A 13,195-nucleotide genomic window follows, 5' to 3' on the forward strand; every position below is an offset into this window, starting at 1 on the left:
AGAGAACAACTACGTTCTCTGCCGAAATCTGTTCATTTTTTTTGGAAATTAGTTTGTGTATTTTTGTTCGATTGATTCTTTAATTAATTTAGCAGAATCATCAGCTGATTCTTGAGGTGTCTTGTTGCCAGATGCTGCATCAAACAACATGTTTTCAGCGCCAGTCCAAACTTCAGCCATTTCAGGGATGTTTGGCATTGGTTGTGCATCTTTGTATTGGTTGATTACAGCAGTTGTTAACTCATCTTCTTTTTCAGTAGCATAAACACGTGAATCTTGATTTGCTGGAACTTCATTTGTTGCATCATAGAATTTGTTTTGGTTCTCAGTATTTGTTACATAATCTAACCAAGCTTGGCCAAGGTCTTTGTCTTCTGAGTAGTTGCTGACAACCCATCCTTTTCCGCCACCGAATGCTTCATAAGCTTCGCCATTGTTCAAAGTTGGGATAGTAGAAACACCATAATTTACACCAGCATCTTTCAAGCTAGCTGCTTGCCATGGTCCGCCGATGAATGCGCCAACTTTACCATTTAAGTATTGATCTGTGATGAATGCATCAGAACTTGTTACATCTTGCATTCCTTGAGGCCATGTATTTTGGAACCAGTCAGTAGCATATGTGATAGCTTCAACAGCGCCTTCATTGTTTAAACCGATGTCTGTTGGGTCTGTTCCATCTTCACCAAAAACGTATCCGCCGTAGCCAGAAACCAAACCGTAAGTGAAGTAGAAATCAGTCCATTTAGCTAAGAAACCTGTATTTTTTCCTTCTTCGCCTTCAAATGCAAATTGATCGTCTTTTGCTAATTCTTCTAGATCTGCAAATGTTGTTGGTGCTTCATCTAATAAATCAGTATTGTAATACAATACCAATGTTTCGATAACTGAAGGTGCTCCATAAATTTTTCCATCTAAAGTTACTTGAGCTCTATCTGTATCATCATATTGATCGTCATTTGCCAATGTTACTTCAGCAATATGTCCTTGTTGTCCTAAAGATCCCATACGGTCATAAGCAGACATCATAATATCAGGTGCATTCCCAGATGGACCATCTAGAGGTAATGCTTCTAATTGTTCAAACATATCTCGTTCAGTAATTTCGATTTTAACACCATTTTTCTCTTCAAAATCACCTTTGATATCTTCAACATATTCTACATAACCTTTGTCAACCGAAATCTGTAATGTTGTATCTTCTCCTGCTTCTTCGCCACCGGCTGTTGAACCCGATTCTGTTGCATCTTCTCCGCCACCACATGCTGCAAGTACTAATGCACTAGCCGATACCAAACCTAAAACATATTTTTTCCAAGCTGTCTTCTTCATCTTTGTATTTCCCCCTCATATAAAAAGCTTTTTGATTACATTCTTATTATCAGTTATTAAATCTCTTTCTGCAAACGTTTTCTTTCTGTTACCGGTAACAGGATATTTTTTTAAAATAATAATCGTTTTTTTTAGATTCTAAAATAATCTTTCGACTATACCAATGAGCGTTGAAATTTAGATTGCAGCTCTCTTTTTCACCATCGGTTATTTTTGGTATTTTTGTGCAATATTTTCTTCAATAAGTTGAACAGCATCATCTGCAGCTTGTTGAGGCGTTTTATTGCCCGAAGCAGCATCAAAAATCAATGTTTCAGCTCCCGTCCAAACTTCACTCATTTCAGGTATATTTGGCATTGGAACGGCTGAATCAAATTGTTCAATGACCGCTTTTGTTAACTCATTACCTGATTCGCTGGCAACGGCTCTAGCTTCTTGATTTGCTGGGATTTCTGAAGTTACCTCATACAATGTTTCACTGTTTTCGGCATTTGTTACATAGTCCAACCATTCTTGAGCTAACTCAGGATTCTTTGAGTATTTACTAACGGCCCATGCAACTCCGCCAGCAAATGGTTCATACTCTGATCCATTCGGTAGTATTGGGATGGTCGAAACACCGTAGTTTACACCCGCATCGTCATAACCGCTTGCTCCCCATGGACCATTTATTACAGCAGCCGTTTTTCCGCTAGTGAATAACTCGTTCATAAAGTTTTCTGAACTTGTCGCATCTAACATACCTTGTGGCCAAACATCTTGGTACCAATTTGCTATATAACTGATCCCTTCAACTGATTTGGGCGAATTCAATCCAATATCCGTTGGATCTGTTCCATCTTCCCCAAAAACATATCCGCCATACCCAGAAAGAAGACCGATGTATTGGTAAGCCGTTGTCCAATTAGCTAAGAAAGCTGTATTTGTTTCTTCTTCATTTTCAAATGCATATTGGTCATCTTCTGACATTTTTTCTAAATCTTCAAATGTTTCAGGTGCTTGTTTAAGTAAATCTTTATTGTAGTATAAGACTAATGATTCGATCACAAAGGGCGCTCCATAAATTTTATCTTCAAGCGTAACTTGTCTTTGATCCAATTCGTCATAACGTCCATCATCCGGTAGCGTTACTTCTGCCAAATGCCCTTGTTGACCTAGTACTCCGACTCTGTCATAAGGAGCAATCAAAATATCTGAACCGATATCGGCCGGTCCGTCTAATGGCAAAGCTTCGATTCCTTCAAACATATCCCGCTCAGAAATCTCGATCGTTACACTATGTTCTTCTTCAAAAGCTGGAATAATTTCATTTACATACTCACTATAGCGAGGATCAACATCAATTTTTAGCGTTGCAGACTCCCCATCTTTAACAGCATTTTCTGCATCTGTTTCCGTTGCTTCTTCGCCACCTCCGCAAGCTGCCAATAATACCGTACTGACCGATACCAGACCCAAAACCATTTTTTTCCAATCTTTCTTCTCCACCATAATTTACTCCTCCTTTTCATATAATTTCATTATCTAACTTCTGTTATTTTTTCGCAACCGCCACCACTTGGTTAAAGTAAAATAAAAAATTTAGCCTAAAATCTGGTTAAAGGAATCTTATTCGGTGGTTGTTGAGCACGCTGTTTGGAATGCATTTAAGCATTATTTTTTACCGACACAAAAAATGGAACTGGCTAAAGATCCCAGTTCCATTTCTCTTTTATCCTTTATAAATAACAAAGCCATATTGTTTGATCAACAACGATTTAGTGTCTGTTTCAGCAAAATTGGCGAGTAAGACTTCTGTTTTTTGTTCTAAGTCCAATTCTAAATCTTTCTCTCCTTGATTGAAATAACAGACAAGCTCTTCGGTGCCAAACTTCCTTTTGAATCCGATGACCTTTTCGTCGTCTCGAACATCAAACCATTCGATTTCTCCATAACTCAATAGTTCCTGGTTATGCTTTCTAAATGTGATCATTTTTTTGGTGAAAGCAAGCATATCGCTATCTTGTTCTTCTTTATCCCAGATCATACATTTGCGGCAATCGGGGTCATTAAACCCATCCATACCAATTTCAGTTCCATAATAAATACATGGTGATCCGTGTTGGGTAAACATAAAGGCTAGACCTGCTTTTGCCAATTGTTTGTTATTTCTACTGATGGTCAGCAAACGAGCAGTATCATGAGAATCTAACATATTGAACATGACTTCGTTTGTTTGGTTACGGTATAACATCAATTGTTCATTTAACCCAGCAACCATTTTATTCGCTGAAATAGTTTCCTTCATAAAGAAATTTTGGATCGTTTCGGTATATGCATAGTTCATAACAGCATGGAATTCATCGCCTTGCAGCCAACTTTGTGAAGAATGCCAGATCTCTCCTAAAATATAAAAATCCTCTTTTAAAGCAACAGAAGCTTGGTTGAATTTCTTCCAAAAATGATGGTCTACTTCATTTGCGACATCTAGACGCCAAGCATCAATATCAAACTCTTTGATCCAGTAAGTAGTAACATCCAATAAAAAGTCTTGGACTTCAGGATTGCTGGTATTTAATTTTGGCATGTGACCTGTAAAAGCAAATGTATCATAAGTTAGTTCATTCACATTTTCTAATTCTTCCATGGATAAACCAGCGAGTGATTCAACCGGAAATTGGTTGATATGGAACCAATCTTTGTAACGCGATTTCTCTTGATGTTCAAGCACATCTTGCCATTGCATCGAATCCATTCCTAAATGATTGAATACAGCATCCAACATGACACGGATCCCTTTTTTATGTGCTTCTTGTACTACTTTTTTAAAGAGTTCTTTGTCACCAAAATCTGGATCGATATCATAGTAATCGATCGTATCGTATTTGTGATTCGATTTAGCTTTAAACAATGGACAAAAGTAGATTCCATTGATCCCTAAGTCGACTAGATGATCCAAATGATCAAGCACACCTTGTAAATCACCACCATAAAAATCGTCACGTCCAGGATGTTTTTTGCTGCCCCAAGGCAACGTTCCTGCTGGATCATTAGTCTTGTCTCCATTAGCAAACCGTTCCGGGAAAATTTGATACCAGACCGTTTTTTTTACCCATTCAGGCGTTTTCACTCGATCGATTTCATGTAAGTAAGGCATTCTAAAAAAGGTATTAGCATCTTCTAAGTAGTTATCCGTAAATGGAAAAACGCCACGATCTCCATATAGTACTTCAATGCCATCAGTTCCTTCTACATGGAAACAATAAGCAATGCGCTTTGTTTTTTCAAATGTTTCAATTACCCAATAATCATGAATATCCGTACTCACAGCTAACTTCATCGGTTTATCTTCTTTGTACCATTTTTGTGATCCATGAGCATAAGGATCTCCGCTGATCAAATTGACTTTCTTGGCATCCCCTTTTTTTGTTCTTAAGCGAACGTGAAATTGATTTGTTTCATATAAATAAGCGTATTCGCTATCCGGTCTGTGGTAAATTGCAGCTGTTTCCATTGTTATTTCCTCATTTCTTTAGTTTGTTTTAGCTCTACTTTTTAATAGATCATATTCACATCAAAATAACCATTGCTCCATATGGGCTCAAAGTCACTATTCCTTCTTGCAGAGAATTTCCTTCATTGGTCAATTTAATTGTATATGGCTCTTTTATTAATTCTTTTATTGAAACGACTTGCGTTTTTCCCGACATATTGCAACACACTAAAGCTTTAGCCGATTCCCAGCTGCGTTCGTAACAATAGGTTTCTAAACTCGTTTCTAACAATTGAAACGCACCTTCTATAAATACCGGTTCTTGTTTCAATTCTAATACCATTCTATAGTAGTTTAAGATACTGTTTACGTCTGCTTCTTGATCCAACACATTATACTTTTCTTCACGATTTACTCCGCTCCATGGAGCACGGGCTGAAAACCCAGCAAAATTCGAGTTATCCCACTGCATAATACCTCTGCTGACGTCTTTGCTTCGTGCATTTAAGTGTTCCAAAGCAAATTCTTTTGAGTGGCCTAGATCCAGTGCTATTTGATAAAAAAGATCTGCTCCGGGCAATGAGAAATTTTCAATCGTTTCGATCGTTAAATTTTTCATTCCTATTTCTTCGCCATTCAATAAAAAAGGAATACCTTTTTGTAAATACATTAACGTCGCCAGCATCTTACTGCTATTATCACGATGCTGTTCATCATCACCAAAGCGTGAGACCGCTCGAGCCATATCATGATTATTCCAATACAATACCGGTCCACCGATTGGGGCTAATTCTTTTTGCCATTCTGCCATTATCTGCTTGAATTTTTTTAAATCCAGTTTTCCATGTTGCATGTTCAATGGAAGCCGTTCATCTTTTAACTGTTCCGTTTCTGGAAAGTACCGGAATGTTATCACGCTGTCACACACTGCATTGATTGGGTCTGTATATTGTTTTGCTAAATCAATACTCGCTGACGCCGCCTCTCCAACTAGAAAGACGTTCGGATAATCTTTACGGATGCGCTGACTAAATTCCTTCATGTAGTCGATTACTTTTGGTAAATTAGCATAATAATTCTCCGCTAAAACGATTTCATTTTTGTTTGCCGTGCTAACATCTGGAAAATCCGCTTCTTTGTCGACATGAATAAACGCATCTAATCTCAGTGCATCGATTCCTTTGTCTAGCCAAAACTCCGCACAATCAGCCATTGCTAACCTTACTTCAGGATTTTCCCAATTCAGATCCGGCATTTCTTTTGCAAATAAATGAAAATAGAAAGAGTCACTATTTGGTTCTTTTTCCCAAACAGAACCGCCAAAAAACGAGCCCCAGTTATTTGGCACTGATCGTTCTTTAACTGCTTCATGCCAAATATAGTAATCACGATACAAATTGTCCGGCCCTTTCAATGCTTCTTGAAACCAAGGATGCTGATCAGATGTATGATTCAATACGAAGTCCATCATGACTTTAATACCTCGTTTATGTGCTTCTTCGATCAGCTTCTCCATATCCGCCATCGTGCCAAAACTATCATCAATAGCATAATAATTAGCCACATCGTAACCATTGTCGATCTGAGGGGAATCAAAAACAGGATTAAGCCAAATCATATTTACTCCAATGGATCGAATGTAGTCCATCCGTTTAAGAATCCCTTTTAGATCGCCGATTCCATCATCATTTGTATCTTGAAAACTTTTTGGGTATATTTGGTACACAACTGCATTTTTCCACCACTTGTCATGAATGGTACTCATACTCCACCACCTCGTCTTCACTAAATTCCATTTCAACTATCAGTTTACAGAATCTAGAAAGCACTTACAATCAGAACTCCACTGTTACCGGTAACAACTTAATTCATTGAGGTGGTCGTTTTTCATAATTTCTTAGCTGTTTGAGTATCATGCATAAAGACAATGGCTCCGTATGGGGCTAAAGTGACTGCATCTTGATCGATAGTATTGCCTTCATTTTGCAATATAATCTTCCACCCTGCTTTTGAGATGCCGTCTTCTTGAATGTGTTCTTCCGTATCGGACAAATTACAGCAGATGATAGCGCGCTGACCATCAAAATCTCTTTCATAGATGTATAACGTATCTTTAGTCTCCGTTAATTTAAAAGAGCCTTCTCTAAATATGGCCGATTTCTTTAACGTTAAAACTTTTTGGTAATACGCCAAAATACTATTTGGATCTTTTTGTTGATCCTCTACGTTGTATTTCGTTTCCACATTTACAACACTCCATGGTTCGACCGTTGAAAAACCAGCAAATTTTGAAGCATCCCACTGCATAGCTCCTCGGCTTACATCTCGTCCTGTATGATTTAATTCTTTCAAGATATGTTCTTCAGAATACCCAAGTTGCTTAGCCTTTTCATAAAAAGGGATAGCCCCCGGTGTGTCAAATATATGGTGGTCTGCACATTGCAGATTACGCATGCCGATTTCCTCACCATTGAAAATAAATGGGATACCATGTTGAAGATACATTAAAGTAGCTAGCATTTTACTACTGTTGTCTCTGTATTGTTCCACATTTCCAAAACGCGAGACAGCTCGGGGCATGTCATGATTGCTCCAGTATAAAATGGGTCCACCGGTTGGGTTCATTTTCGTTTGCCAATCAGTCATGATTTTTTTAAAGGCTTTTCTATCTAATCGACTTGATTGCATATTAAATGGTAATCGTGGATCTTTCATTTTTTCGTCTTCTGGAAAGATCAAAAAGGAAACAACGGCATCGCACATATTACTTTCAGGATCGGCATACTCAAAAGCAAGATTTACATCTGCCGAAGCAGCTTCTCCTAGAATGAAAACGTCTTTTTTAACTTTTCGCAGATCCATCGTCAATTTTTGAACATAGTTTTTAATATTAGGCAAAAAAGCATTAATTTTTTGAGCAGAAACCAGTTCTCGACCTTCTTCCATTTCAATTATCTGAAAGTCATCTACTTTATCCATATGAATAAATGCATCTAAGCGAAATCCATCTACACCGTGATCCAACCAAAATTTTCCAATATCCAACATAGCTTTTTCAACTTCCGGATTATCCCAATTCAAATCCGGCATTTCTTTTTTGAACAAATGAAAATAATATTGGTCTCCAACTGGTTCTTTTTCCCAAACAGAACCACCAAAAACGGCGACCCAATTATTGGGTAGATGACCACCTTTTTTTGGATTTTCCCAAATATAGAAATCACGATAAGGATTTTCTGGTCCTTTTAGCGCTTCTTGAAACCAGAGATGCTGATCAGATGTATGATTCACAACGAAATCAAAAATAACTTTCAAGTTGCGTTTATGAGCTTCTTCGATCAATTCGACTGCATCATCGATTGTTCCAAAAATTGGATCGATCGTATAATAATCTGATACATCATATCCATTATCCACTTGCGGTGAAGTGAATATCGGGTTGAGCCAAATAGCTGTAGCACCTAATTGATGAATATAATCTAACCGCGAAATGACACCCTTGAGATCCCCAGTGCCATCCCCAGTCGTATCCTTGAAACTTCTTGGGTAAACTTGATAAACGATCGCTTTTTTCCACCAATCCTGTTCTTCCATCGTTATCGCTCCTTTATACTTTTTTAACCGCTAGTTATTATTATTGTATGTAAATCTTGAAAAAATTGCCACTTTTCTGATTATCGTTTACTTTCCAAACGAAACTAGGCACACGTTAAAGTTTAATTGTCCCATAAAAAAACAAACTTCCCCCAAAGATACTCCCACTTATTTTGCTATAAAAAATGACCCCCAAAAGGTTAGATTTTACTCTAACCTTTTGGGGATCGCTACTTGATCAATGGTATTTTTTTAACGGCTAGCTTGATTTTTTCAAAAAAGCGCTCGCTATAATGCTTATTGTTGCGTTGTTGTGCCTCTGATGATCAATTCAGGAGTGAAAAACAGCTCTCCTTGCGGGGCATTCTTTTGCTCGATTTTATTCAACACCATTTTAGCACAGGCTTCTCCCATTTGAACAACCGGTTGTTTCACAGTTGTTAATTGTGGAAAAGCAATTTGGTCTAAAAATACACCATCATAGCCAATAATTCCAAAATCAGAAGGAACTGTTCCTTCCATATTAATGATCCCTCTTTGGATCCCGATTGCTAACCGGTCTGAACTGCAAATGAAGAGCGTATTGGTTTTAAATTTGGCCCAATTTTCTTTAATAAAATCTGCAGCATAACGCGAACGATTTTCAAAACGGTGGATTTCTGGTTTTAGCTTGTTTTTTTGAATCGTTTTTATATAACCATTTTCTCTTGAGTACTCGAAAGATTCTTTTACATCGATCCCAATGAAAATAATATTTTCATAACCTAAATCGATCCCATATTGTGTTGCTTTCGCTACACCTTCTTTATTATTTGAATCCACAAAGTCATACCCATGTCGATTTTCTCCAAATAATACTACCGGTTTTGTTGCGCGGCTTATCCACTCATAGTCGTTTTCACGCATGCCGCAAATAATATACCCGTCGCATGCCCCAATATCGAAGTTGTTTTTAGTTACTAGTTGCAAAGAATAATGGCGATTGTCTAACTCACGTGCGATACCCATCAATAAATTCATGTAATACGGTTCAGTTGTATCCATTTCTTCAAGAATAAACAGTTTAATGATTTGAGTGCGGTTACTGACCAATGCTTTTGCTGCAACGTTTGGCCGATACTTTAGTTCTTCCATTGCTTCAAATACCAGTTCTTTTAATTCATCTGTCACTTGTTCAGGATGATTGATCACTCTGGACACAGTCATTTTGGACACATTTGCTTTTTTTGCGACATCATTAAGCGTTGTCATGCACTGCCTCCTTTCTATTATCTCAATTTTCTAGCTACCTTATAAATACATGCTCTCTTATACACGAAATGTTTTACTATCCTACTAATAGTATAGAGAATCTTTTTTTGTGTCAACATTCTTTCTAATTTTAGGGGATTACTTGCTTTAACAACAATTTTTTCTTTTTGGAACACTTTCTAAAGGGCTAAGTCAAAACAAGCAGATGCAGCTAGGGCAAATATCCCTACTGCATCTGCTTATTTAGATCTGTACATTAATCTTCACCATTTAATTTTTTGCTGCTTGCTCTTGTTTCAGTTGACATTCAGGGCAAGTACCGTATATTTCCAAACGATGCCGTTTCACTTTAAAGCCAGTCAAGTTGGTTGTTACCTCACCGATATCTTCTAAACCTGGATAATAAAGATCTTCAATTCTCCCACAAACTTCACAAATAGCGTGATAATGCTGGGTTGAGGTGAAATCAAATCGACTTGAAGCATCTCCGTAGTTCATTTCAACTACAAAACCAATTTTAGTAAATAACCGTAAATTATTATAAACAGTTGCAGCACTCATACTAGGGAATTGTTCTGCGAGAGCTTGATATATCTCATCAGCGGTAGGGTGGTTATGATTTTCAATTAAATATTCTAATATTCCATGACGTTGTGGTGTAATACGAATATGAGCTCGCTTTAATTTCTCAATCGATTGGGTAACTAAATGATTTGAAGACATACTACTCCTCCTTTCAAATCGCATAATAAATATTTATATCGGTAGATCAACAATTCACCGTTATCATTTGATAGTGATTATTATATTGTAATAAATATTTTATGCTTTAATAATAACTTTTCTAGCTCAACTTTGCAACTGATAGTTAGTGCTTAAATTAGTAGAAAGATTGCACTTCTAAGTTAAGAGATTTACAATAGATATGATTTTACTTTTAAGGAGGCAATTATTTTATGTTAAAACATGTTCAAAGTGACCGTTTAGCTAATGAAGCAAGTCAAGTTATTGTAGGAGGAGTGAATAGTCCCAGTCGTTCCTTCAAAGGAGTTGGCGGAGGGAATCCTGTAACGATGGCTCGCGGAGATGGAGCATACTTATATGATGTTGATGACAATCGTTATATCGATTACTTAGCAGCTTTTGGACCAATCATAACCGGTTTTAATCACCCACATATTGTCAAAGCAATAAAAAGAGCTGCCGATACTGGTGTTTTGTTTGGTACTCCATCCGAACATGAAATAATTTTTGCAAAAATGTTAACCGATGCTATCCCTTCAATGGATAAAGTTCGTTTTACCAATTCAGGAACTGAAGCTGTTATGACTACTGTTCGAGTAGCTCGTGCTTATACAAACCGTGAACTGATTGTGAAGTTCTCTGGTCAATACCATGGTCATTTTGATCTTGTTTTGGTTGAAGCAGGCAGCGGCCCTTCTACTTTGGGAGCCACAGATTCTGGCGGAGTAACCCGTGGAACCTCTAAAGAAGTGATCACCGTACCTTATAACGATGTCGAATCTTACCGAGCCGTCATGGAAAAATGGGGTAGTCAAGTAGCGGGCGTTCTAGTTGAACCGATTGTTGGAAACTTTGGCATGGTAGCTCCAAAACCTGGATTTTTAGAAGCCGTAAATGACATCACACACGAGCATGGCGCGTTAGTGATTTATGATGAAGTAATCACTAATTTCCGCTTCCGATATGGAGCTGTACAAGATATGTTAGGTGTCATCCCTGATTTAACAGCATTTGGTAAATCAATAGGCGGTGGATTGCCAATTGGGGCTTATGGTGGCCCATCCGAAATCATGGATACTGTTGCGCCTCTTGGACCCGCATATCAAGCTGGTACAATGTCAGGTAATCCTCTTTCTATGCAAGCTGGGATTGCTTGTTTAGAAGTTTTGCAAGAACCTGGCATTTATGAAAGAATGGCTGATTTTGCTGTTCAATTAAAAGAGGCTCTACTTGAAGCTGGTAAAAAACAGGCTATTCCAACCGTTGTGAATCAAATCGGTGGATCATTAACGGTCTACTTCACAGATCATCCAATTGAAAATTATGCAGATGCAAAAGATACAGATACTGAACGTTTTGGACACTTCTTCAAAGCTATGTTAGACGAAGGCATCAATCTTGCTCCAAGTAAATACGAGGCTTGGTTTTTAACCATTATGCATACCCAAGAAGATATAGATGAAACAAAACGAGCTATTGATAAAGCTTTTGCTAAATTAGTATAAGAATTCAAACATTCCTGATATTATTATCTTAATTTTCAAACTATTGACTACAAAATCTTTGCTTAATCACATAAAGTAGCATATTATTGGGGTACAACTATCAATCAAATGGAGTGAATTTATCTTATGAGAATTGGAGCAAGAACGCTAAAAACAGGAATTGCTGTGGCTCTTTCAATAGCGATACCTGCGCTACTCAGCTTTCCATCGGGCAGTGTTTTAGCTGCTATATCAGCAATTTTTGCGTTACAGCCTTCTGTTAAGCGATCGATCAATACTCTTAAAGATCGTATTATTGCTAATTTGATCGGTGCATTTGTCGCTGTGACTATTACTTTGACTTTAGGAAATAATTTCATCGTGATCGGATTAGCTGCTTCTCTGTTGATTGCTATCTTATATCAGTTGAACCTTAGCAGCGTGATTGGTTTAGCAACGGTAACTTTGATTGTTATCATGCAAACTACTGAAGACAATTTTATTCTTTACGCAACTATAAGGGTCCTAGCTACTATTGTTGGTGTTCTTATTGCTTTCGTAGTAAACACGACTTTATTCCCACCGAAATATGAAGAGAAATTATATCATGTTACAGACTATTCAACCACTGAGATCATGAAATTTTTACGTGCAAGCGTTCGGAAAAATAGCCAGTATCCAGTTCTAAAAAAAGATTTAAAATGGATCAAATCCGAATTAAATCGAATGGATGTCTACCTATCATTATTCAAAGATGAAGGGCTAGTCACTAGAAAAAAAGACCGTGTTCAAAAAATGCGAAAAGTAGTTGTTTATAGAAAAATAATTGCAACCGCAAATGAAGCTTATAATCTTTCCTATACTTTTCATAAGTATGAAAATTCATTTAACCATTTTCCAAAAGAATTACGTATTTTGATCCGTGAACGTCTTGAGACCTTGCTCACAGCGCATGAACAAATTTTATTGAAATTTAATGGGCGTGTTTCACCAGATAGTGTGAATTTTATCGCATATAAAGCTCCGCTTAGAAAAGAATTCATGCAATCCTTCTTTGATGAAGCTAGTTTAGAAGAGTACATGCATGATGATTACGGTCAAAGCAATGCGGTCATCCATATTATGTCAAGTATTTTAAAATACGAAGAATTCTTGGAACATTTAAATATTTTAGTTAGCAGCTACAAGGGAAACGATTGGAATCAAGATACAGAAATTTCGAACATTGAACACATTGAACAATAAAAACCAGGCTGGGACATAACCAGCTAATAACAATGAGAGAGTCTGCTTATCAGGAAACTGATAAACAGACTCT

General features: G+C 37.3%; 9 protein-coding genes. 2 read left to right on the forward strand and 7 right to left on the reverse strand.

What is annotated here, in order from left to right:
• Positions 1-48: 48 nt before the first annotated feature.
• From BR50_RS00725 to BR50_RS00755, 7 genes are all read right to left on the reverse strand, one after another.
• Positions 49-1,332 carry an extracellular solute-binding protein gene (locus tag BR50_RS00725; RefSeq protein WP_034545160.1) on the reverse strand — a complete coding sequence of 428 codons (1,284 nt, stop codon included), beginning with the start codon at positions 1,330-1,332 and terminating at the stop codon, positions 49-51.
• 207 nt (positions 1,333-1,539) lie between these two features.
• Positions 1,540-2,820, reverse strand: a complete 1,281-nt coding sequence (locus BR50_RS00730) for an extracellular solute-binding protein (RefSeq protein WP_211249834.1) — start codon at positions 2,818-2,820, stop codon at positions 1,540-1,542.
• Between the two features lie 223 nt (positions 2,821-3,043).
• Positions 3,044-4,825, reverse strand: a complete 1,782-nt coding sequence (locus BR50_RS00735) for a glycoside hydrolase family 13 protein (RefSeq protein WP_034545162.1) — start codon at positions 4,823-4,825, stop codon at positions 3,044-3,046.
• 55 nt (positions 4,826-4,880) lie between these two features.
• Positions 4,881-6,569 carry an alpha-glucosidase gene (locus BR50_RS00740; protein ID WP_034545164.1) on the reverse strand — a complete coding sequence of 563 codons (1,689 nt, stop codon included), beginning with the start codon at positions 6,567-6,569 and terminating at the stop codon, positions 4,881-4,883.
• 122 nt (positions 6,570-6,691) lie between these two features.
• Positions 6,692-8,398 (reverse strand): glycoside hydrolase family 13 protein, encoded by a 1,707-nt coding sequence (locus BR50_RS00745; protein ID WP_034545167.1) that lies wholly within the window; start codon positions 8,396-8,398, stop codon positions 6,692-6,694.
• Positions 8,399-8,695: 297 nt separating this feature from the next.
• Positions 8,696-9,649, reverse strand: coding sequence for a LacI family DNA-binding transcriptional regulator (locus tag BR50_RS00750; protein WP_034545169.1), 954 nt, complete (start codon positions 9,647-9,649; stop codon positions 8,696-8,698).
• Positions 9,650-9,919: 270 nt separating this feature from the next.
• Positions 9,920-10,372 (reverse strand): Fur family transcriptional regulator, encoded by a 453-nt coding sequence (locus BR50_RS00755; RefSeq protein ID WP_034545171.1) that lies wholly within the window; start codon positions 10,370-10,372, stop codon positions 9,920-9,922.
• 233 nt (positions 10,373-10,605) lie between these two features.
• On the opposite strand from BR50_RS00755, the gene BR50_RS00760 reads away from it, so the two are divergent.
• Together BR50_RS00760 and BR50_RS00765 are read left to right on the forward strand one after the other, a co-directional pair.
• On the forward strand, positions 10,606-11,898 hold the full coding sequence (locus BR50_RS00760) for a glutamate-1-semialdehyde 2,1-aminomutase (protein WP_034545174.1): 1,293 nt from the start codon (positions 10,606-10,608) through the stop codon (positions 11,896-11,898).
• Positions 11,899-12,024: 126 nt separating this feature from the next.
• Positions 12,025-13,122 carry an FUSC family protein gene (locus BR50_RS00765; RefSeq protein WP_034545177.1) on the forward strand — a complete coding sequence of 366 codons (1,098 nt, stop codon included), beginning with the start codon at positions 12,025-12,027 and terminating at the stop codon, positions 13,120-13,122.
• The last annotated feature ends 73 nt before the right edge of the window (positions 13,123-13,195 follow it).

Source organism: Carnobacterium alterfunditum DSM 5972 (genome assembly GCF_000744115.1).
Taxonomy (GTDB): domain Bacteria; phylum Bacillota; class Bacilli; order Lactobacillales; family Carnobacteriaceae; genus Carnobacterium_B; species Carnobacterium_B alterfunditum.